The 21,793-nt window shown below is 62.8% G+C and carries 21 protein-coding genes; 16 read left to right on the top strand and 5 right to left on the bottom strand.

The window, feature by feature from the left end; all coding sequences use genetic code 11:
* Position 1 precedes the first annotated feature (1 nt).
* From QOL81_RS06155 to QOL81_RS06145, 3 genes are read left to right on the top strand one after another with little or no spacing between them, the layout of a single operon-like run.
* Positions 2–2,038 carry a protein-disulfide reductase DsbD family protein gene (locus tag QOL81_RS06155; RefSeq protein ID WP_060432135.1) on the top strand — a complete coding sequence of 679 codons (2,037 nt, stop codon included), beginning with the start codon at positions 2–4 and terminating at the stop codon, positions 2,036–2,038.
* Positions 2,035–2,751 carry a DsbA family protein gene (locus QOL81_RS06150; RefSeq protein WP_038876482.1) on the top strand — a complete coding sequence of 239 codons (717 nt, stop codon included), beginning with the start codon at positions 2,035–2,037 and terminating at the stop codon, positions 2,749–2,751. The genes QOL81_RS06155 and QOL81_RS06150 overlap by 4 nt, the downstream gene beginning before the upstream one ends.
* On the top strand, positions 2,744–3,244 hold the full coding sequence (locus QOL81_RS06145; RefSeq protein ID WP_060420008.1) for a protein disulfide oxidoreductase: 501 nt from the start codon (positions 2,744–2,746) through the stop codon (positions 3,242–3,244). The genes QOL81_RS06150 and QOL81_RS06145 overlap by 8 nt, the downstream gene beginning before the upstream one ends.
* On the opposite strand, the gene pdxR is transcribed toward QOL81_RS06145, so the two are convergent.
* The gene (pdxR, locus tag QOL81_RS06140) at positions 3,241–4,707 is read right to left on the bottom strand and encodes a MocR-like pyridoxine biosynthesis transcription factor PdxR (protein ID WP_169318643.1); all 1,467 of its coding nucleotides are present in this window, start codon (positions 4,705–4,707) and stop codon (positions 3,241–3,243) included. The genes QOL81_RS06145 and pdxR overlap by 4 nt on opposite strands.
* A 172-nt stretch (positions 4,708–4,879) precedes the next feature.
* Between pdxR and QOL81_RS06135 the strand changes: the two genes are divergently transcribed.
* Both QOL81_RS06135 and QOL81_RS06130 read left to right on the top strand, forming a co-directional pair.
* The gene (locus tag QOL81_RS06135; protein ID WP_049200152.1) at positions 4,880–5,875 is read left to right on the top strand and encodes a DMT family transporter; all 996 of its coding nucleotides are present in this window, start codon (positions 4,880–4,882) and stop codon (positions 5,873–5,875) included.
* A gap of 155 nt (positions 5,876–6,030) precedes the next feature.
* The gene (locus QOL81_RS06130; protein ID WP_060420011.1) at positions 6,031–6,660 is read left to right on the top strand and encodes a CatB-related O-acetyltransferase; all 630 of its coding nucleotides are present in this window, start codon (positions 6,031–6,033) and stop codon (positions 6,658–6,660) included.
* A 34-nt stretch (positions 6,661–6,694) separates the two neighbouring features.
* Here QOL81_RS06130 and QOL81_RS06125 read toward each other — a convergent pair whose 3' ends face one another.
* Genes QOL81_RS06125 through QOL81_RS06115 form a run of 3 tightly spaced genes read right to left on the bottom strand, consistent with a single transcriptional unit; the run spans position 6,695 to position 9,651 of the window.
* Entirely contained in the window at positions 6,695–8,212 is a 1,518-nt protein-coding gene (locus tag QOL81_RS06125; protein WP_016926872.1) for a tripartite tricarboxylate transporter permease, read from the bottom strand.
* Between the two features lie 11 nt (positions 8,213–8,223).
* Positions 8,224–8,655 (bottom strand): tripartite tricarboxylate transporter TctB family protein, encoded by a 432-nt coding sequence (locus QOL81_RS06120; protein ID WP_019453755.1) that lies wholly within the window; start codon positions 8,653–8,655, stop codon positions 8,224–8,226.
* Positions 8,656–8,670: 15 nt separating this feature from the next.
* The gene (locus QOL81_RS06115; protein ID WP_033635359.1) at positions 8,671–9,651 is read right to left on the bottom strand and encodes a Bug family tripartite tricarboxylate transporter substrate binding protein; all 981 of its coding nucleotides are present in this window, start codon (positions 9,649–9,651) and stop codon (positions 8,671–8,673) included.
* A 308-nt stretch (positions 9,652–9,959) separates the two neighbouring features.
* Between QOL81_RS06115 and tctD the strand changes: the two genes are divergently transcribed.
* Positions 9,960–10,634: a transcriptional regulator TctD gene (gene tctD / locus QOL81_RS06110; RefSeq protein WP_038876462.1), complete on the top strand. Its 675-nt coding sequence runs from the start codon at positions 9,960–9,962 to the stop codon at positions 10,632–10,634.
* Positions 10,621–12,039, top strand: coding sequence for a sensor histidine kinase (locus tag QOL81_RS06105; protein ID WP_060420013.1), 1,419 nt, complete (start codon positions 10,621–10,623; stop codon positions 12,037–12,039). Before tctD ends, QOL81_RS06105 begins: the two co-directional genes overlap by 14 nt.
* Here the strand turns inward: QOL81_RS06105 and QOL81_RS06100 are convergent.
* A complete protein-coding gene (locus QOL81_RS06100) occupies positions 12,036–12,956 on the bottom strand; it encodes a DMT family transporter (RefSeq protein WP_055311859.1) in 921 nt (306 codons plus the stop codon). The genes QOL81_RS06105 and QOL81_RS06100 overlap by 4 nt on opposite strands.
* Positions 12,957–13,073: 117 nt before the next feature.
* Here QOL81_RS06100 and QOL81_RS06095 point away from each other — a divergent pair, with 117 nt between their 5' ends.
* The 9 genes from QOL81_RS06095 (at position 13,074) to cvpA (ending at position 21,788) form a co-directional block, all read left to right on the top strand.
* Complete coding sequence (locus tag QOL81_RS06095) at positions 13,074–13,847, top strand: AraC family transcriptional regulator (RefSeq protein ID WP_038876456.1); 774 nt, start codon at positions 13,074–13,076, stop codon at positions 13,845–13,847.
* Between the two features lie 53 nt (positions 13,848–13,900).
* Positions 13,901–15,022 (top strand): 4-phosphoerythronate dehydrogenase PdxB, encoded by a 1,122-nt coding sequence (gene pdxB / locus QOL81_RS06090; protein WP_060420017.1) that lies wholly within the window; start codon positions 13,901–13,903, stop codon positions 15,020–15,022.
* A gap of 110 nt (positions 15,023–15,132) precedes the next feature.
* On the top strand, positions 15,133–16,143 hold the full coding sequence (locus QOL81_RS06085) for an aspartate-semialdehyde dehydrogenase (RefSeq protein ID WP_060420019.1): 1,011 nt from the start codon (positions 15,133–15,135) through the stop codon (positions 16,141–16,143).
* Positions 16,143–16,964 carry a tRNA pseudouridine(38-40) synthase TruA gene (truA, locus tag QOL81_RS06080; RefSeq protein ID WP_060420021.1) on the top strand — a complete coding sequence of 274 codons (822 nt, stop codon included), beginning with the start codon at positions 16,143–16,145 and terminating at the stop codon, positions 16,962–16,964. The genes QOL81_RS06085 and truA overlap by 1 nt, the downstream gene beginning before the upstream one ends.
* Positions 16,965–17,042: 78 nt before the next feature.
* Positions 17,043–17,705 (top strand): DedA family protein, encoded by a 663-nt coding sequence (locus QOL81_RS06075; protein ID WP_019453745.1) that lies wholly within the window; start codon positions 17,043–17,045, stop codon positions 17,703–17,705.
* Positions 17,706–17,937: 232 nt separating this feature from the next.
* Positions 17,938–18,846: an acetyl-CoA carboxylase, carboxyltransferase subunit beta gene (accD, locus tag QOL81_RS06070; protein ID WP_025303691.1), complete on the top strand. Its 909-nt coding sequence runs from the start codon at positions 17,938–17,940 to the stop codon at positions 18,844–18,846.
* Between the two features lie 191 nt (positions 18,847–19,037).
* Positions 19,038–20,303 carry a bifunctional tetrahydrofolate synthase/dihydrofolate synthase gene (gene folC, locus QOL81_RS06065; RefSeq protein ID WP_047730185.1) on the top strand — a complete coding sequence of 422 codons (1,266 nt, stop codon included), beginning with the start codon at positions 19,038–19,040 and terminating at the stop codon, positions 20,301–20,303.
* Positions 20,304–21,053, top strand: coding sequence for a cell division protein DedD (dedD, locus tag QOL81_RS06060; RefSeq protein WP_038876445.1), 750 nt, complete (start codon positions 20,304–20,306; stop codon positions 21,051–21,053).
* 234 nt (positions 21,054–21,287) lie between these two features.
* Complete coding sequence (gene cvpA, locus QOL81_RS06055; protein WP_004936119.1) at positions 21,288–21,788, top strand: colicin V production protein; 501 nt, start codon at positions 21,288–21,290, stop codon at positions 21,786–21,788.
* The last annotated feature ends 5 nt before the right edge of the window (positions 21,789–21,793 follow it).

Below are 21,793 nucleotides of genomic sequence, written 5' to 3'. Positions count from 1 at the left end.
CATGTTGAAAATTATCAGGCTGGCCTGCGCTTGCCTGTTTATGCTGTGGCTGCCTGCCTTGCAGGCGGCGGACAGCGGCTGGCTGCAAAACCCGGCCAACGATCATGCCAAGGTGCGGCTGCGTGCCGACACGTCACAGCCGGGGGAGACCCGCCTGCTGCTGTCGGTCGAGCTGCAAAAGGGCTGGAAAACCTACTGGCGTTCCCCAGGCGAAGGCGGCATCGCGCCGGCTATCGTCTGGCAGGGCAACCCGCCGCCAGCGACCTGGCACTGGCCGACGCCGCAGCGTTTCGAGGTGGCCGGCATTTCCACCCAGGGCTATCACGATCGGGTCACGCTGCCGATCGTGATGTCAGGCCAGGTATCCGGCCCGCTGGCGGGCACCCTGACGCTATCCACCTGCAGTAACGTCTGCATTCTGACCGACTACCCGTTCAGCCTGGATCTGACGACGCCGAACGATCCGCAGTTTAACCACGACTTCGCGCAGGCGATGGGACAGGTGCCGATCGCCGCCGGGGTGGCGGAGGGCGTCAAGGCCGGTTACCGCAACGGCGAGCTGCAGATTTCCGCCGAGCGCGCCGCCGGTTGGCAGCAGCCCGCGCTGTTCTTCGATACGCTGGCGGATGCCGATCTCGGCAAGCCGCAGGTTGAGACCGACGGCGCTCAGCTGTTGGCGCGAGTGCCGGTCAGCGATGGCTGGGGCGATGCGGCGCCGGATCTGCGCGGCAAAACGCTGACGCTGGTGATCGACGACGGCGGCATGGCGCAGCAGATTACGCTGCCGATTGGCGATCCGCTGGCCGCGCCCGCCGGTGCGGCGTTCCCGCTATGGCAGGCGGTATTGATGGCGCTGGCGGGCGGGTTGATCCTCAACCTGATGCCGTGCGTGCTGCCGGTGCTGGGCATCAAGCTCGGCTCCATCCTGCAGGTGGAACGGCGCGATCGGCGCAGCGTGCGTTTGCAGTTCCTGGCGTCGTCGTTGGGTATCGTCGCCTCGTTTATGGCGTTGGCCTTGCTGATGACGCTGCTGCGGCTCGGCAACCATGCGCTCGGCTGGGGTATTCAGTTCCAGAATCCGTGGTTTATCGGTTTTATGGTGCTGGTGACGCTGCTGTTCAGCGCCAACCTGTTTGGCCTGTTCCATCTGCGCCTCTCGTCCGATCTGAATACGTCGCTGGCGACCCATAATGGGCACGGTCTGAGCGGCCATTTCTGGCAGGGCGCGTTTGCCACGCTGCTGGCGACGCCGTGCTCGGCGCCGTTTCTCGGCACGGCGGTGGCCTTCGCGCTGGCGGCGTCGCTGCCGGTGCTGTGGGGCATGTTCATCGCGCTCGGTATTGGCATGAGTCTGCCGTGGCTGCTGATCGCCGCCTGGCCATCGCTGGCGCTGCGCTTGCCGCGCCCCGGCCGCTGGATGAATACCGTCAAGCTGGCGATGGGGCTGCTGATGCTGGCGTCGTCGCTGTGGCTGCTGAGCCTGCTGAGCAACCATATCGGCGTGCAGGCCACGCTGTGGCTGGGGGCGTTGGCGCTGCTGACGTTGCTGCTGGCGGTGTGGCGTCAGCAGGGCCCACGGTTGGCGGCCAAGCTGGCGGCGGGCACGTTGGTGCTGGCGGGCGTGGCCTTGCTGGCCGGATCGCTGACCGCCGGCCTGTGGCGCCAGCCGTTGCAGGATCGGGTGCAGTGGCAACCGCTGAGCGAGCAAGCGATTACCGAGGCGCTGGCCCAGCATAAGCGGGTGTTCGTCGACGTGACCGCAGACTGGTGTGTGACCTGTAAAGCCAATAAATTCAATGTGCTGCTGCGTGATGACGTACAGCGCGCGCTGAGCGCCGACGACGTGGTTGCGCTGCGTGGCGACTGGAGCCGCCCGTCGGCCGACATCAGCGCCTTCCTGCAAAAGCGCGGCAGCGTCGCCGTGCCTTTCAACCAAATCTATGGCCCCGGCAGCCCGGACGGCGAGGTGTTATCCCCGCTGTTGACCCGTGACGCCGTGCTGCAAACGCTTTCCCATGCCAAAGGAACCGAACAATGAAAAAGCTACTGATTTTACTGATGATCATCGCCGCCCCGGTGTGGGCCGCCGAGCCTTTCACCCCGGCACAAGAGGCGCGTATCAAAGAGATGATCCGCGAAACGCTGGTGTCCAACCCGGACATTCTGGCGCAGGCGGTGGACGCCTGGCAGCAGCAAACCGCCGGCCAGCAAATCAGCCAGGCTATCAAGCAGAACGCCAAAACGCTGTACCAGGATCCGGCCAGCCCGCGCCTCGGCGCCGCCAACGCCAAACTGACGCTGGTGACCTTTACCGACTATAACTGCCCGTACTGCAAGCGTTTTGATCCGATGCTGGAGAAGATCGTCAAGCAATACCCGGACGTGGCGCTGGTGGTGAAGCTGTTGCCGTTCAAGGGCGAAAGCTCGGTCAGTTCGGCGCGCGTGGCGCTCACCACCTGGCAACAGCACCCGGATCAATTCTGGGCCCTGCACCAGCGGCTGATGGCGAAAAAGGGCTTCCACGACAACGCCAGCATCGCCGCCGCGCAAGAGAAAACCGGCGTCAAGGCGGTGGCGCCCAGCGAACAGAGCATGACCACGCTGCGCACCAATATGGAGCTGGCGGAACAGCTGGGCGTGCAGGGGACGCCGGCGACGCTGATCGGCGATCGGATGCTGCCGGGGGCGGTGTCGTATGAAGAGCTGGAAGCGATGGTGAAGCAGCAGCTGGCGAAGGCCAACCATGGCTAAGCTCAAGCGCTGGGGGCGCGAGTTGCTGCTGCTGGCGCTGATCGCGCTGGCGGTGGTGACGGTGATGGATTGGCTGAACGCGCCGCAGGCGCCGCCGGCCTTCGATGCTCAGACGCTGACCACGCTGGACGGCGAGCGCGTGTCGTTGGCGCAGCTCAGCCATGAGCGGCCGCTGCTGGTTTACTTCTGGGCCAGCTGGTGTGGCGTCTGCCGCTTCACTACGCCGGACGTCGCCCGTTTGCAGGCGGCAGATGGCAACGTGCTGACCGTCGCGCTGCGCTCGGGCGACGATACCCAGGTGAAACACTGGCTGGCGCGCAAACGGCTGGCGCTGCCGGTGGTCAACGATCCGGCCGGTACGCTCTCGGCGCAGTGGCAGATTGGCGTGACGCCGACCTTCGTGGTGGTTTCGCAGGGCAAGGTGGTGCAGAGCACCACCGGCTGGACCAGCTACTGGGGGATGAAGCTGCGGCTGTGGTGGGCCGCCGTCTAACCGGTGTTTTTCTCCGTTATCACCTCCTCAATCGCCCGGCACAGCCGGGCGATACCTTCTTCAATCTGCGGCGGTGAGTTGGCGGCGAAGTTCAGCCGCAGGCCGTGCGCGCCCAGCTGTTCCTGCGCATAAAAGCATTCGCCGCGTGCGAAGGTCACGCCGTGCCGCCAGGCGACCGGCATCAGTTCGGTGGTGGTCACCGTCGCCGGCAGCGTCAGCCAGATAAATAAGCCCCCCTGCGGCGTTTCGAAGCGGCACCCCGGCGGTAGCCGCCGTTGCAAGGCATCAATCATCACCTCCAGATGGCGGCGGTAGACGCGCCCGGCGCGCCGCAGCTGCTTGTCGTAACGGCCGACGGTGACGAACGCGTCCAGCGCCCGCTGGATCAGGCTGGAACTGGTGAAGCTGTCGACGTGTTTCAGCCTGGCGAAACGCTGATAGTGTTCGCTGTCCGCCACCAGATAGCCGATGCGCATGCTGGGCAGCAGCATTTTGGAGAAGGTGCTGACGTAGATCACCGCGCCCGGCCGCGCCAGCGCGCGCAGCGACGGCAGCTGTTTGCCCTGGTAACGCAGATCGCCGACGAAGTCGTCTTCCAGGATCACCACGCCGGCCTGTTGGGCGACAGTCAGCAGGCGTCGCCGCCGCGCCTCGCTCAGGCAGCGGCCGGTCGGGTTGTGGAAATTGGGGATGGTGTAGATCAGTTTGGGACGGTGGCGTTCCAACAACTCCGGCAGCAAATCCACCCGCATGCCGTGGCGGTCGCCCGGTACGGTGACGATATTGATGCGGTGCTGGCGCAGCAGGCCCAGCGCTTCGGCGTAGGTCGGTTCTTCGACGATCACCGTATCGCCCGGCGCCAGCAGGCTTTGCACCACCAGACTGATGGCGTGCTGCGAGCCGTTGGTGATCAGCACCTGTTCCGCCTGCGTGGGGATGCCCTGCGCGCTGAGAATGCGGCTCAGCGTATCGCGCAGCGGGTAGTAGCCGCAGTATTCGCCGTAGCTGAAGGCCTCTTCTGCATGGCGGCTGAGCACCGACAGCAGCACTTTGCGAAACGCCTCCAGCGGAAACACCTTAGGGCTGCCGACGCCGGCGGCGAAGTTGATCAGCCCCTCCGGCAGCGGGGCGTCGGCGTAGCCGTCCAGCCGCGAGGTGAGGGTGGTGAAGCTCTCCAGCGGGAATGGGGCATCGCTGCTCGGCCGGGCCGGGCGCGCCTGCGCTTGCGGGTGCGCGACATAGGCGCCGCTGCCGCGCCGCTGATGCAAAAAGCCCTTGGCCGCCAGTTCGGCGTAGGCGTTATCCACCGTTAAACGGCTGACCGCCAGTTCGGCCGCCAGCGTGCGCGTCGAGGGCAGTTTGTCACCATCGACGAACACGCCGGTGAGGATGGCGCGCCGCAGCGCTTCTTCGATCTGTAAATAGAGCGGAACGTCCTGCTCGCGATCCAACGGGATATGCATGCGAAATTGGCCCGGTTATGGAGAGTGATTTTTACTATACCCCATGTCAACAGGGCTTCAAGCGCAGAAAAGTGGCCTGCATGACAACGCCGTAAAGTGGCTATAGTGAGAAAAAATGGCCGCGTTACACTGTCCGCCTGAGCATTAACGTCGCCATTTCTCCGAGGATCTCATGTCATTACCGTCAGGCGTTTCCGCCCGGCCGGCGTTGCCCGGCGCGCGCCTCTTTCAGGGCAGCCACCAGGGGTACGTCATCGCCATTATCAGCGCCATGCTGCTGGCCTTTACCGCCATCATCATTCGCGCGCTGACCGAGTACTATCACCTGCCGACCTTCGTGCTGGCGTTCTGGCGCGCGGCGCTGGTGGCGCTGGTGCTGTTGCCGCTGCTGTTGCTGGTGAAACCGCAGTGGGCGCGCCTGCGCCGTGAACAGGTGGTGTTCTACGCGCTTTACGGGCTGCTGCTGGCGCTGTTCAACAGCCTGTGGACGCTGTCGGTGGCGCTGAACGGCGCGTCGGTGGCGACCATTCTGACCTACTGCTCGGTGGGCTTTACCGTGTTCCTCGGCTGGGTGATGTACAGCGAACGCCTGACGCTGCGCCAATTGCTGGTGATCGCCATCAGCCTGGGCGGTTGCTTCCTGGTCAGCAACGGCGACAGCATGGGGAACAGCCACTTCGATCTGCTGGGGCTGCTGGTCGGGATGCTGTCGGGCATCGGTTATACCCTGTATACCCTCGGCGGGCGGGTGGCCAGCGAACGCGGCTATCCGGTGTGGAACACCATCCTGTACGTGTTCGGTTTTTCGGCGCTGTACCAGCTGGTGTTCAACGCGGCGCTGACGGCGTTCCCGCTGGCGGCGTTCCACGGCATGGCCGGCTCTCTGTGGTTCCTGTCGCACGGCGCACAGGGCATCCAGTGGAGCGGCTGGCTGTTGCTGCTGGCGCTGGCCGCCGGGCCGACGCTGCTGGGCTTCGGGCTGTACAATATCAGCCTGAAAACGCTGCCGCTGGCGGTGGCCAACCTGATCCTGTCGCTGGAACTGGTGTTCACCGCGGTGATCGCCTATTTCCTGCTGGGGGAGAGCATGAATCAGCTGCAGCTGCTGGGCAGCGCGCTGGTGATGGGCGGGGTGCTGCTGTTGAAAAGCAAGACCGCCGAGGCGTGATCGGCTACCATTACGCCTCGCAAGAGAGGCCGTAAGATGAATAACCCGAGATTGAAACGAGCGCTTATCGCTTGAATGGCCGTGTTGAGTGAACGACAACACGGCCACAGACATTCCGTTCCGTGGCTTTTATTCCCGTAACAAGAGAATACGCCATGTCCGAAAAACACTGGTCCAAAACCGAGCTGCTGCATCAGACGGTGACCAACCCGAATATCATCATCAAAGGCACCCACAGCTACTACAGCGACTGCTGGGATAACGGCTTCGAGCGCTCGGTGGTGCGCTATCTGCACGGCGACGCGGTCAGCCGGCAATGGCAGCCGCTGGGCGAAATAGACCGCCTGCTGATCGGCGATTATGTGTGCATCGCGGCCGAAACAGTGATCCTGATGGGCGGCAACCACACCCATCGTATCGACTGGCTGAGCCTGTATCCGTTTATGGCAACCATCAAACGGGCGTACCGCCCCAAAGGCGACACCCGGCTGGGGGACGGTTGCTGGATTGGCATGCGGGCGATGTTGATGCCGGGAGTCTCGATAGGCGAGGGGGCGATCGTCGCCGCCGGCAGCGTGGTGGTCGGCGATGTTGAGCCTTATGCCATCGTCGGCGGTAACCCCGCGCGGTTTATCCGTTGGCGGTTCGCGCCGGAGGTCATCGCGCGGTTGCTTGCCTTGCGCCTCTATGACTTGTCCGAGGCGGACTTTGCGGTGATTCAGCCCCTGCTCGCCGATGACGATATCGAGGCGTTGGAAAGGGGAATTGCGGCCCTACGCCGTTAAACACAACGGGCGGGGGATCCCCGCCCGTTTCGCGTTACTCGGCTTTGGCCTCGGCCGCCGGTTGGCGGCGTTTGCGCATCAGGCGCAGCAGCGGCGGCAGCGCCAGTACCGCAACCGCCAGCACCAGCAGCGTTTGCGCGATGCTGCTGCTCCACAGAATGCCGAACTCGCCGTTGCTGATCGACAGCGCGCGACGCAGATTCTGCTCCAGCATCTCACCCAGTACGAAGCCCAGAATCAGCGGCGACATCGGGAAGTGCATTTTGCGCAGGATGTAGCCGAACACGCCCAACCCGACCATCAGCAGCAGGTCGAAGGTGGTGCTGTGCACCGCATAAACCCCCACCGCCGACACCGCGGCGATCGCCGGCACCAGGAACCACAGCGGGATGGTCAGCATGCGGGTGAACAGGCCGACCAGCGGCAGGTTCATGATCAGCAAAATGACGTTGGCGATCAGCAGCGCGGCGATCAGTCCCCAGACGATGTCCGGCTGTTCGGTGAACATTGCCGGGCCGGGGGTGATATTGTACAGCGTCAGCGCACCCATCATCACCGCCGTGGTGCCGGAACCCGGCACCCCCAGCGTCAGCATCGGAATGAACGAACCGCAGGCCGAGGCGTTGTTGGCCGCTTCCGGCGCCGCTACGCCGCGGATGTCGCCCTTGCCGAAGGTGTCGCTGTTGCCGCTGATTTTCTTCTCGGTCATGTAGGTCAGCGCACTGGCGATAGTGGCGCCGGCGCCTGGCAGAATGCCGACGAAGAAGCCGATCACCGACGAGCGCAGGGTAGGGCCTGCGCACTGCGCCGCCTCTTTGCGGTTGAACAGCAACCGGCCGGTTTTACGCACCAGCTTTTGCCCGGCGCTGGTGCTTTCCAGCATCAGCAGGATTTCGCTGACCGAGAACAGGCCGATCACCACCACGATAAACTGCACGCCGTCGGAGAGGTGCACGCTGTCAAAGGTAAAGCGGTAAACGCCGGTGTTGGCGTCGACGCCCACCGTCGCCAGCCCCAGGCCGATCAGCGCCGCCAGCAGCGATTTCAGCGGGTTTTGGCTCATCATGCTGCCGAGGCAGGCGATGGCGAACACCATCAGAGCGAAATACTCCGCCGGGCCGAAGGCCAGTGACCAGCGGGCCAGCAGCGGCGCGAACAGGATGATGCCGCCGATGGCGATCATCGATCCAACGAACGAACTGACCGCCGAGATGGACAACGCCACGCCTGCGCGCCCCTGCTGCGCCATCGGGTAGCCGTCCAGCGCGGTCATGATCGCCGCCGCGTCGCCCGGTACGTTAAGCAGAATCGACGAGATGCGCCCGCCGTACTCGCAGCCGATATACACCGTCGCCAGCAGGATCAGCGCCGATTCGGCCGGCAGCTTGAGGGCAAACGCCAGCGGCAGCAGGATCGCCACGCCGTTGATCGGCCCGAGGCCCGGCAGCAGGCCGACGATGGTGCCGACGAAGCAGCCGATCAGGGCGATAATCAGGTTCTGCGGCACCAGCGCCACTTCGAACCCTTGGGTCAAATACATCCAGGTATCCATCATCGCTCCCGTTAGCTCAGCCAGGCGCCGAGCGGCAGTGTGACATCGAGAAGTTGGTCAAAGGCGTAATACAGCGCTGCACCCATGACGACGCCGGAGATAGCCGCCGCCGGCAGGCTGGCTTGAAACAGCAGGCCGATGCTGAACGTCAGCAGCGCGGTCGCCAGCGGGAAGCCCAGCCATTCAAAACCCCAGGCATACAGCACCAGGGTGATCACCAGCACCAGCAGCCGCTGCAGCACCTTGTTGTGCGGCCACTCCACCGCCTGCGGGCGGCGCAGCAACAGCAGGGCCGCGCACAGCGCCATCAGGCTGAGGATCGCCAGCGGAAACGGGCGCGGCCCCAGCGGTTCATAGCTGTATTCGCTTTGGATGCCCCAGCCGATGAACAGCCCGCCGATACACAGCAGCAGCCAGAAGCCGGCAAAAATACGATCGCTCATGGTTTTCCCCTGCGGTTATTTGGCCAGGCCGAACACTTTTGCCTGCTCACGGTATTGGGCAACCTGATTCTTCACGTAGGCGTCCAGCTCTTTGCCGGTCATGTTGAATTCGAACAGGCCGCGCAGATCGCGCTGTTGCTTGAATTCGTCGGTCGCCATCATTTTCTGGAAGGTGTCGATCCACCACTGATACTCTTCATCGCTGACTTTCGGCCCGACGTAGAAGCCGCGAATGATCGGCCACACCAGGCTGTATCCCTGCTCTTTGGCGGTGGGAATGTCGGCCAGCTGGCCCGGCAGACGTTGCTCGGCATACACCGCCAGCACGCGGATCTTGTCGCCCTGCAGATAAGGCACCATCTCGCTCAGGTCACCGGAGACCGCCTGGATATGGTTGCCGAGCAGCGCGGTTACCGGCTCACCGCCGCCTTCGAATGCCACATAGCGCATCTTGCGCGGATCCACGCCGACTTCGCGCGCCAGCAGCGCGGTTTTCATCCAGTCCTGGCTGCCGATGGAGGCGCCGGCGCCGAACACCACGCTGTTGGGATCTTTTTGGAAGGCGTCCATCAGGTCTTTCAGGGTTTTGTAAGGCGAGTCGGCGCGCACCGCGATCATGCCGTAGTCGGTACCGACCGCCGCCAGCCATTTCACGTCGTCTACGTTATAGCGGCCGAACTTGCCCTGGGCCAGATTGAGCAGCGAGCCGCCGGAGAAGGCCACCACGGTGCCGAACTCCGCCGGGCGCTGCGCGACGATGGCGTTGTAGGCCACTGCGCCGACGCCGCCGGGCATATAGGTGACGCGCATCGGCTTATCGATGGCCTTGGTGTCCTGCAGCGACACCTGAATCAGCTTGCAGGTCAGATCGAAGCCGCCGCCGGGCTTGGCCGGCGCGATGCATTCGGTGCGTTTGGGCGCTTCCACGGCAAAGGCCTGATTGGCCGCCAGCAGCAGGGCGGCGGCGGTAAAGGTACGGGTCATTATTTTTTTCATTGTGACTTGCCCTCGGTATTGTTCTGGTTGTGAAATCCCGCCGGGTGCGGTTGCAGGATTGTTAAAACAACAACCTTTCATTTACCTTTCAGCGGCCGGAAAAGTTTCCAGTCTGTGATTGGGGTCTCTCGATAACGCTGAAACAGAGGAGGTACGCGCGGTACACCACATAATTGTGTGCCAGCTCCCAAAACGGGCGGCGCGGCGCTCTTTTATCCCCTTATTTTCCATGCCATTCTCTGTTATCGGCCTGTTAACGGACGCCGTGTCGGCGCCAGGTTGTTCAGGTAAATCAATGGAATGGAAACATGCGACTGTTATTGGTTGAAGATCACCCCGAGCTGTCTCACTGGTTGCAAAAGGCGCTGACCGGCGCCGGCTTTGCCGTCGACGTCGCCCCGGACGGCGTGGCGGCCGATCATCTGTTGCTCAACGAACGCTATGCGCTGGCGGTGTTGGATGTAGCGCTGCCGCGTTTGAACGGCCTGGATTTGCTGGCGCGCCTGCGCAAGCGCGGGCAGGATCTGCCGGTGCTGCTGCTGACGGCGCGCACCGACGTGGCCGATCGGGTGAAGGGCCTGAATCTGGGGGCGGACGATTACCTCACCAAGCCGTTCGAACTGGACGAGCTGGAAGCGCGCATTCGGGCGCTGCTGCGCCGCAGCGTCGGCGCCGCGCAGCCGGCGTTACAGTACGGCGCGTTGACCTATCACGACGAAGGCTATTTCCTGCTGGAAGGCAAGCCGCTGGCGCTGACGCCGCGCGAACTGGCGGTGTTGACCGCGTTGATGCACCGCCGCGGCCGCCCGGTGGCCAAGCAGCAGCTGTTTGAGCAGGTGTTTACGCTGTCCGACGAGGCCAATCCGGAGAGCATCGAGCTTTACGTACACCGTTTGCGGAAAAAGCTGCAGGGCAGCGACGTGGCAATCATCACGCTGCGCGGTCTGGGTTACAGCCTGGAGCGGTGCAATGCGGTGGTTTAACGCGCCGCGTTCGTTGTTCTATCAACTGCTGCTGTTTTTTGGCCTGCCGCTGGTGGCGTTGGGCGGCATCTCGATCTACACCCACTATTTCAGCGCCATGAGCGCCGCCACCCTGGCTTACGATCGCACGCTGCTGGCGTCGGCGCGCACCGTGGCGGAGCGGCTGGTGGTGCGCGATGGCAAGCTGGCGGTCGATGTGCCCTATGTGGTGCTCGACAGCTTCGAGCGCAACATGAACGATCAGCTCTATTACGAGGTGATCTCGCCGCAGGGGAAAAGCATTTCGGGCTATGACGATTTGCCGTCGTTGCCGCCCCATATCCCGCGTTCCACGCTCTACCCGGCGCTGGTGCATTTTTACGATGCGGAATACCTCGGCCGGGCGATCCGCGTGGCGGCGCTGTTTCAACCGATCAACGAGTCGGGCGTGAGCGGCATGGCGACCATTCTGGTGGCGGAAACCCTGGAGTCGCGCCGTTACCTGGCGCGACAGATGATGATCGCGGCGCTGTTGAGCCAGGGCACGGTGGTGGTGTTGACCCTGATTCTGGCGTTCGCGCTGCTCAAGCGGGTGTTGAAGCCGATGCGCAAGCTCTCCGGCATTATGCTGCGGCGCGATCCGGGCGAGCTGACGCCCCTGCCGCGGGTATTGCCGTGGTCGGAGATGCAGCCGCTGCTGGTGGCGTTCAATCGCTATATCGAACGGCTGCGGCTGATGGTGGCGCGCCAGGAGCGTTTCAGCGCCGATGCTTCGCACCAACTGCGCACGCCGCTGGCGGTGTTGAAGACTCAGGTTGGGGTGGCGCTGGCCAGCGACCGGCCGCAGCAATGGCGCGAAAGCCTGCAGGCGATGAGCGCGACGCTGGATAATACCGTGGCGCTGACCGACCGCCTGCTGCAGCTCTCACGCCTGAAGGCCAGCGAGCACCAGGCCGAACGCCAGCTGCAGCCGGTCAATCTGGCGCAGGTGCTGCGCGACGCCTGTTTTTCCCGCTTGCCGCAGGCGCGCAGTAAACAGATCGATCTCGGATTTGAAGGCGAGGCGGCGTGCCAGGTGGCGGGGGAACCGCTGCTGTTGGCCGAACTGTGCGCCAACCTGCTGGACAACGCGCTGAAATACACGCCGCGTCAGGGCGTGGTGACCGCGCGCCTCACTCAGGATCAGGCGGCAGGGGAAGGCGTGCTGGAGATTGAAGACAGCGGCCCCGGCATCGCCTTGCAGGACAAGGCGCTGGCGCTGCAGCCGTTTCATCGGCTGGACAACGTGGGCGATCAGCCGGGCGCCGGCCTGGGGCTGGCGCTGGTGAAGGACATCACCGCGTATCACGGCACCCGCCCGGAGCTGCTGAGCTCCGCCGCGCTGGGCGGCCTGTTGGTGCGGGTGCGTTTCAGGCTGCTGCCTTAGGCCTGTTCTTTGCAGGATTCGACGTCGGCCGCCGGGGCTTTGGCTTTACGCGTCAGCGGCGTGCGCAGCCGCTGCGACAGAATAACGCCCAGCAGGGTGATGCCGCCGCCGATCAGGTGGTAACCGTGCAGCTGCTCATGCAGGAACAGCACGGCGATAGCGGCGGTAAACACCGGCGCCAGGTTCATAAAGATCGAGGCGGTATTGGCGCCCAGGCGCATCACGCCCTGGATCCACAGGAACGGAGCGATAATCGAAGCCGGAATGCCGGCGAACAGCACCAGCGGCAGGTTATGGCCGTTCAAGCCGACATCCTGCGCCATCAGGAAATTAGGCAGCAGCAACAGAACGCCGAACAGGATCTGCACGTACAGCGATTGCCAGTTCGGCAGCGCGATGGCCCAGCGTTTGGTCAACACGCCATACAGCGCGTAAGAGGCGGTGGCGAGCAGCATCATCAATTCCCCCTTGCCGATACCGTGCTGCAGCAGCACGCCGGGCTGACCGCCGCTGACCAGCCAGATCAGGCCGCAGAAGGAGAGTATGCTGCCGAGCAGCACGCCGACGGTTGGTGCAATGCGCAGCAGTACGATGCTGATCAGGATGGTCAGCAGCGGGATCAGCGATACGATGATGCCCATAAACAGCGCGCTGACGCTGTGTGCGGCGTAATACGCCAGGCTTTGGTACAGCACCATGCCCAGCAAACCGAGGATCATCAATTTCCACCAGTTGGCGCGCACCTGCGCCCAGTTGCGCAGCACGCCCGGCAGCACGAACGGCGTCAGGGCAATCAACGCCAGCAGCCAGCGGTAGAGCGAGATGGCCGCCGGATCGATGGCGGTGGCGGAGAGTTTGCTGACGACGGCGTTAATCGACCAAATCAGCACGGCCAACAGCGGGAAAAGCATATTCATGATAATTATTCTCAATAACGTCCAACATGCTGGCTAGTCTACGCGTGTCCGGTTTATCATATATAGCGATATCCAGACAAAAATCGGCGTAAACAAGACAAATCACGGGACGAAACCATGCCAGAAATCCGCCATTTCCCCGAGTCGCTGATCCCGGCGCCGAAGCCGGTGCAGTTCCGCTGCGAGGAGTTCAACGCGCGCACCGAATTCCAGCCGCACAGCCACACCTGGGGCCAGTTGATGTGGGTCAAAGCCGGGGTGATGGTGCTGCGCATCGGCGGGCAGCGCTTTCTGGCGCCGCCGGAGTTCGTGCTGTGGGCGCCGGCCGGCATCGAACACTCCTGCTATAACCAGCGGCTGGCGCAGTGCCGCATGGTGGACATTACGCCGGCGCTGTGTGCCGGCATGCCGGCCGACCCTTGCCTGGTGAGCGTGACGCCGATATTCCGCGCCATCGCCGAGGATTTCTATGCGCGTAAGCAGTACATTCCGCAAACGGAAGAGGATTTGCGCCTGTGCCAGGTGCTGATCGACCAGCTGCGCCTGTCGCCGCGCCAGCAAACCTATCTGCCGTCGTCGGACGACAAATTTTTGGCGCCGGTGCTGGAAGCGCTGGAGCACTGCCCGGCGGACAACACCTCGCTGGCGGCGTGGGCGGCTCGGGTCTACACCACCGAGCGCACGCTGTCGCGCCGCTGCCAGCAGGATCTGGGCATGTCGTTCAGCGAATGGCGCCAGCGCCTGCGTTTCCTGCATGCCGTGTCGCTGCTCGAGCAGGGCAAGACCGTGCAGGACGTGGCGCTGGACGTCGGCTACAGCTCCGCGTCGGCGTTTATCGTCATGTTCCAGCAGATCGCCGGCACCACCCCTGAGCGCTTTCGCCGTGCCTGATTCAGTGGCACACTATTTCGCAGACAAATAGCCGTAAACCGTCGGAGAACGCAGTGAAAATTCTGGTTGATGAAAATATGCCGTACGCGGCCGAGCTGTTCAGCCGCCTGGGCGACGTGCAGGCAGTGCCGGGCCGCCCGATCCCGCGTGAGGCGCTGGCGGATGCCGATGCGCTGATGGTGCGTTCGGTCACCAAGGTCAATGAAGCGTTGCTGGCCGGCAGCCGCATCGGCTTTGTCGGTACCGCCACCGCCGGCACCGATCACGTCGATGACGCCTGGCTGCAACGGCAGGGCATCGGCTTTTCCGCCGCACCGGGCTGCAACGCCATTGCGGTGGTCGAGTATGTGTTCTCTGCCTTGATGCTGCTGGCCGAACGCGATGGCTTCCATCTGCGGGATAAAACCGTCGGCATCATCGGCGTGGGCAACGTCGGTTCCCGCCTGGACGCGCGCCTCAAAGCGCTGGGCGTGCGCACGCTGCTGTGCGATCCGCCGCGTGCCGATCGCGGCGACGCCGGGGAGTTTTGGCCGCTGGAGAAGCTGGTGGCCGAGGCCGACGTGCTGACCTTCCATACGCCGCTGAATAAATCCGGCCCATACCATTCGCTGCATCTGGCGGACGCCGATCTGTTGGCGGCGCTGCCGGACAACCGCATTCTGATCAACGCCTGCCGCGGGCCGGTGGTGGATAACGCCGCGTTGTTGCAGGCGCTGGAAAAGGGCAAAAAGCTGAGCACGGTGCTGGACGTGTGGGAACCGGAGCCGGATCTCTCCTTGCCGCTGCTGGCGCGGGTGGATATCGGCACTGCGCACATCGCCGGGTATACGCTGGAAGGCAAGGCGCGCGGCACCACTCAGGTGTTCGAAGCGTTCAGCCGCCATCTGGGGCAGCCGCAGCAGGTGGCGCTGGCCTCGCTGCTGCCGGTGCCGGAGTTCAGCCAGATCCGCCTCAACGGGCCGCTGGATGAAGCGCGGTTAAAACGATTGATGCACTTGGTGTATGATGTGCGCCGCGATGATGCGCCGCTGCGCAAAGTCGCCGGGCAACCGGGCGAATTCGATCGCCTGCGCAAGCACTATCAGGAACGCCGCGAGTGGTCGTCGCTGGCCGTGCAATGCGATGACAGCGCCAGCGCCGAGCTGCTCGGCAAGCTGGGTTTCAGCGTGGCATAGCGCGTAAGGTTGTCTTAAGCCAACGCCGCTACAGTGAGCGGCAAAGATTATCGGGCGGTGATTGCACTGCCCGTCTGCTTTTATGAATGAAATACTCTGGAGAAAACCCGATGTCTGACGGCTGGAATATCGCGCTGCTCGGCGCCACTGGCGCGGTAGGTGAAGCGTTGCTGGAATTGTTGCAGGAACGCCAGTTCCCGGTGGGTGAGCTCTATCCTCTGGCAAGCGAACGCAGCGCGGGCGCCAATGTGCGCTTCAACGGCAAGTCTCTTCTGGTGCAAAACGCCGAAGAGTTCGACTGGTCACAGGCGCAGCTGGCCTTCTTCGTCGCCGGCAGCGAAGCGTCCGCGCGCTATGCCGAAGAAGCCGGCAACATGGGCTGCCTGGTGATCGACACCAGCGGCCTGTTCGCCATGGAGCCGGATGTGCCGCTGGTGGTGCCGGGCGTTAACCCGCAGGTGCTGGCGGATTACCGCAACCGCAATATCGTGGCGGTGGCCGACAGCATGGTCAGCCAGCTGCTGACGGCGATCAAGCCGCTGACCGAACAGGCGGGGCTGTCGCGTCTGCACGTCACCACGCTGATGTCGGTATCGTCGCGCGGCAAGGTGGCGGTGGACGATTTGGCCGGCCAGAGCGCGCGCCTGCTGAACGGCATTCCGGCCGAGGAAGGCGTTTTCGGCAAGCAGCTGGCGTTCAACCTGTTGCCGCTGATTGCCGACGAGCAGGGTAGCGTGCGCGAAGAACGCCTAATCGTCGATCAGGTGCGCAAGGTGCTGCAGGATGAAGGGCTGCCGATTTCGGTGAGCTGCGTTCAGTCGCCGGTGTTTTACGGCCACGCGCAGGTGGTGCACCTGGAAGCGCTGCGCCCGCTGTCCGCCGAAGAGGCGCGCAGCGAGCTCGAAGAGATCGAGGACATTCAGCTGAGCGAAGAGGACGATTACCCGACTCAGGTCACCGACGCCTCCGGCAGCGATGCGCTCAGCATCGGTTGTCTGCGTAACGATTACGGCATCCCCGAGCTGTTGCAGTTCTGGACGGTGGCGGACAATGTGCGCTTCGGCGGCGCATTGATGGCTATCGAAACCGCCGAGCGTTTGGTGCAGGAGCAGATGTACTGATGTCTGAGGTGGTCTCGCCCGTTCAGCCAACGCTGAAAATTGCGCTGGGCATCGAATATGACGGCAGCCGATACTACGGCTGGCAGCGGCAGCAAGAAGTGGCCAGCGTGCAGCAACGCCTGGAGCAGGCGTTGAGCAAGGTGGCGGATGCGCCGATTAGCGTGCTGTGCGCCGGGCGTACCGACGCCGGGGTGCACGCCACCGGGCAGGTGGTGCATTTCGAAACCACCGCGCGCCGCAAGGACGCCGCCTGGACGATGGGGGTAAATACCCATCTGCCGCCGGATATCGCGGTGCGTTGGGTGAGCCCCGTTGCCGACGATTTTCACGCGCGTTTCAGCGCCACCGCGCGCCGCTACCGCTATATTATTTTCAACCATCGCTACCGGCCGGCGGTGCTGCAACAGGGGGTGACGCATTTTTATCACCCGCTGGACGCCGATCGCATGCATCGGGCGGCGCAGGCGCTGCTGGGCGAAAACGACTTCACTTCGTTCCGCGCGGTGCAATGTCAGTCGCGCACCCCGTGGCGCTGCGTAAAACACGTTAAGGTTACGCGCTACGGCGAATATATTGTGGTAGATATCAAGGCGAATGCCTTCGTGCATCACATGGTTCGCAACATCGTCGGCAGCCTGATGGAGATCGGCTGCGGCAATCAGGATGAGAACTGGATGGCCGAGTTGCTGGCACTGAAAGATCGCAACCTGGCGGCGGCGACGGCGCGAGCGGAGGGGCTGTATCTGGTTTCCGTGGACTATCCCGACCACTTTGGCATACCGCGGCCGCCGATGGGGCCGCTGTTTTTACCCGACGATTAAACGCCGGCACGCCTGAAAGCGTCGCTCCCTTGTGCTTCTGCCGGGTGACTGAAACACCCGGCATCAATGAGAGAATTTATGGACATCATCAAGTTTATTATTGATTTCATTCTGCATATTGATGTGCACCTGGCCGAACTGGTCGCACAATACGGCATGTGGGTCTACGCTATTCTGTTCCTGATCCTGTTTTGCGAAACCGGTCTGGTGGTGACGCCGTTCCTGCCGGGGGATTCTTTGCTGTTTGTCGCCGGTGCGCTGGCGGCGTTGCCGACCAACGATCTGAACGTGCACACCATGGTGGCGTTGATGGTGGTGGCGGCGATCCTCGGCGATGCGGTGAACTACACTATCGGGCGGTTGTTCGGCGAGAAGCTGTTCAGCAACCCGAATTCGAAAATTTTCCGCCGCAGCTATCTGGACAAGACGCACCAGTTCTATGAGAAACACGGTGGGAAAACGATTATTCTGGCGCGATTCGTGCCGATCGTGCGTACTTTTGCGCCGTTCGTCGCTGGTATGGGGCATATGTCCTATCGCCACTTCGCCGCCTACAACGTGATTGGCGCACTGGTTTGGGTGCTGCTCTTCACTTATGCTGGCTACCTGTTCGGCGATCTGCCGGTGGTGCAGGAGAACCTGAAACTGCTGATCGTCGGGATCATCATCGTTTCGATTCTGCCGGGCGTGATTGAAATTTGGCGCCACAAGCGCGCGGCCGCCCGCCAGCAAAAACAGTAAAAACATTGTTTAACCTGTCGGTTCGACCAGTTTTTTGTCCACAGCGTCGGGCCGATATGGTTTAATGAGCGACATTATGGTCTGTTCCTGCGAACAACCCTGAAGCCGATGCCTCAGTCGCCGCGCTTGCCGCGCCGCGAACGGGCATTTTTTCATTGGGGTGTTTTCGGGGGGATTGTTAAAGCATGAACAGCGGACTGGCGTGTGCCAGGTTCAAACAGAAAGGTCATCGATGAGCTGGATTGAACGAATTCTTAACAAGAGCAATATCACACAAACCCGTAAGGCGAGCATTCCTGAAGGGGTCTGGACCAAATGCGACAGCTGCGGCCAGGTTCTCTACCGCGCCGAGCTGGAGCGTAATCTGGAAGTGTGTCCGAAGTGCGACCACCACATGCGTATGGGCGCGCGCGCGCGTCTGCATACCCTGCTGGACGAAGGCAGCGAAGTGGAGTTGGGCAGCGATCTGGAGCCGAAAGACGTTCTGAAATTCAAGGATTCCAAGCGCTATAAAGATCGCCTGGTCGCCGCACAGAAAGCGACCGGCGAGAAAGACGCGCTGGTGGTGATGAAGGGCACGCTGTACGGTATGCCGATCGTCGCGGCCTCCTTCGAATTCGCCTTCATCGGCGGCTCGATGTCTTCCGTGGTCGGCGCGCGCTTCGTGCGTGCGGTTGAGCAGGCGCTGGAGGACAACTGTCCGCTGGTGTGCTTCTCCGCCAGCGGCGGCGCGCGCATGCAGGAAGCGCTGATGTCGCTGATGCAGATGGCGAAAACCAGCGCGGCGTTGGCCAAAATGCAGGAGCGCGGCTTGCCGTACATCTCCGTGCTGACCGACCCGACCATGGGCGGCGTTTCTGCCAGCCTGGCGATGCTGGGCGACATCAACATCGCCGAGCCGAAAGCGCTGATCGGTTTTGCCGGCCCGCGCGTCATCGAGCAGACCGTGCGCGAGAAATTGCCGCCGGGCTTCCAGCGCAGCGAGTTCCTGATCGAAAAAGGCGCGATCGACATGATCGTTCGCCGTCCGGAAATGCGCCAGACGTTGGCGAGCATTCTGTCCAAGCTGACCAACCAGCCGCAGCCGCATTTCGATGAGGCCGCGCCGGTCATTGAGCCGGAGCCGCAGGCCGACGCCTGAGGCAAAGACAGATCCCGCCCGGGTTCAGCCGCCACTTTGTGGCTAAGTGACGGCTGATGTCCGTTCCCTGCCGGCCGCAGCCCATCTCGCTGCGGTTTGCAGGCTGGCGGCAGTCACGAAGCGCATCGCCTTTACCGCGGTGAGGGTGGTGCCCTGATGGATTAATGAACCCAAGTTCAGTGATGGGACTCATGCAAAACCACCAAATTCCCCAAGCCACGTCGCCATTGAGCTCGTGGCTTTATTATCTGGAACGTCTGCACAGCCAGGCGATCGAACTCGGCCTTGAGCGCGTACAGCGCGTCGCGGCGCATCTGGATTTACTGACCCCCGCTCCCACGGTGTTCACCGTTGCCGGCACCAACGGCAAAGGCACCACCTGTCGTACCCTCGAAGCCATTCTGCTGGCCGCCGGCCTGCGCGTCGGCGTCTACAGTTCGCCGCATCTGGTGCGCTATACCGAACGCGTGCGCATTCAGGGGGAAGAGCTGAGCGAAGCGGAGCACAGCCGCTCGTTCGCCGCCATTGAAGCCGGCCGCGGCGAAACGTCGCTGACCTATTTCGAATTCGGCACCCTGTCGGCGCTGCAGCTGTTCAAACAGGCGCGGCTCGACGTGGTGATCCTGGAAGTGGGGCTGGGCGGGCGTCTCGACGCCACCAACATCGTCGATCCGAGCGTGGCGGTGATCACCAGCATCGCGCTCGATCACACCGACTGGCTGGGCAACGATCGCGAAAGCATCGGCCGCGAGAAGGCCGGCATTTTCCGCAGCGGCAAGCCGGCGGTGGTGGGCGAACCCGACATGCCGGACAGCATTCGTCAGGTTGCCGAAACGCTGGGCGCGCCGCTGTATCGCCGCGGCGAAGCCTGGAGCTTCAGCGAGCAGGGCGATCGCTGGCAGTGGCAGGGCGGCGACACGCTGCTGACCGATCTGCCGACGCCGAACGTACCGCTGGCCAACGCCGCTACCGCGCTGGCGGCGCTGAACTGCTCCCCGCTGGAAATCGACGAACGCGCGATCTTCACCGGGCTGCAACAGGCGACGCTGCCGGGGCGTTTCCAGATCGTGCGGCGGGAGCCGACGCTGATCCTCGACGTGGCGCACAACCCGCACGCCGCCGGCTATCTGGCCGGGCGCCTGGCCAAACTGCCGCGCGACGGCGGCAAGGTGCGCGCGGTGGTGGGCATGCTGTCGGACAAAGACATCGCTGGCACGCTGGCCTGCCTCAGCGAGCAGGTGGATGAATGGTACTGCGCACCGCTCGACGGGCCGCGTGGCGCCAGCGTCGAACAGCTGGCGCAACATCTGACGGAACCGCGCCGCTTTAATGATGTCGAAACTGCCTGGCGGCAGGCTATGCAGGATGCTGATAAACAGGATATTGTGATCGTCTGTGGATCGTTCCACACCGTGGCGCAGGTGATGGCGGCGTTAGACGAGATGCGGGGAGTGTGAGTGGCGAGTAAATTTCAGAACCGACTGGTCGGAACCGTGATTCTGGTGGCGCTGGGGGTAATCATCCTGCCAGGGCTGCTGGACGGCAAAAAGAAGCATTACGAGGATGAATTCGCGGCCATTCCGTTGGTGCCGAAGGCGGGCGATGTCGAAGAGAACGACGTGCTGCCGCCGGTGACGCAGCCGCTGCCGGCACAGCCGCCGGAAGGGGCGGGCGCGCTGGTCGAGCAGCAGGCGGCCAACGAAGCGGCGGCGCAACAGGCGGCGCGGCAGACTGCTCAGCAGCCGACGCAGGTGGCACCACCGCCGGTCGAAACGCGTCCTCAACCGGTGCCGCAGCCCAAGCCGAAACCGGTAGAAACCAAACCGGTAGAAGTGAAGCCGAAGCCGACACCGCAACCGAAGCCGGTGGAAGTGAAGCCGGCGCCGAAGCCGGAACCAAAACCTGAACCGACGCCGAAGCCTGAACCGGCACCGCAGCCGAAACCGGCGGAAGAAAAAGCGCCGGCTGGACAAGCCTATGTCGTGCAGCTCGGGGCGTTGAAAAACGCCGCCAAGGCGAACGAGATTGTCGCCTCGCTGCGCCTCTCGGGCTATCGCGCCTTTACCGTGCCGTCAACGCCGGTGCAGGGGCAGATCACCCGCATCTACGTTGGCCCGGACGCTTCCAAGCAGAAGCTGCAGGCGGCGCTGCCGTCGCTGAACTCGATCAGCGGACTGAGCGGGCAGGTGAAGCCGTACGGCCGTTAAACCCCGCGGGGGCGCAGCACGATGCGCCCCTGAATTAAGGAGTGGTGGAGAGAAAGCGAGAAAAACCGCGCCTTTTACAGGCGAAATCACCTATGTAGGCGCGGCGATTGGGAATTTTTTGATCGCCGCTTTTTATTTGTAACGTGGTAGGAAATCCCCTACGCAAACGTTTTCTTTTTCTGTTAGAATTCGCCGCGAATTGGATGCAGGGGCGATTCATCATTGGAATAGTTCATGGTCTGGATTGATTACGTCATTATAGCGGTGATTGGATTTTCGGCTCTGGTGAGCCTGATCCGAGGGTTTGTTCGCGAAGCATTGTCACTTGTGACATGGGGATGTGCGTTTTTTGTTGCCAGCCATTTCTACTCTTACCTTGCGGTCTATTTCACTCGTTTTGAAGATGAACTGGTGCGAAACGGCATCGCGATCGCGATTTTGTTCATCGCGACCTTGATCGTAGGGGCTATTGTTAACTATGTGATTAGCTCACTGGTAGAGAAAACCGGGTTGTCGGGCACCGACCGCGTGTTGGGCATCTGCTTCGGCGCGCTGCGCGGAGTGTTGATCGTCGCGGCGATCCTGTTCTTCCTGGATACCTTTACCGGCTTCTCACAAAGCGCCGACTGGAAACAGTCGCAGCTCATTCCCCAGTTCAGTTACGTCATCAGGTGGTTCTTTGACTACCTGCAGAGCACGTCGAGTTTCTTGCCGACCCAATTGCCGGGGCGGTAGCGCTG

The sequence above is a fragment of the Serratia sp. CC22-02 genome (assembly GCF_900182895.1).
Taxonomy (GTDB): Bacteria; Pseudomonadota; Gammaproteobacteria; order Enterobacterales; family Enterobacteriaceae; genus Serratia; species Serratia nevei.
Note: the sequence above shows the minus strand (reverse complement) of the source record. Positions and strands in the feature narration are given on the sequence as shown.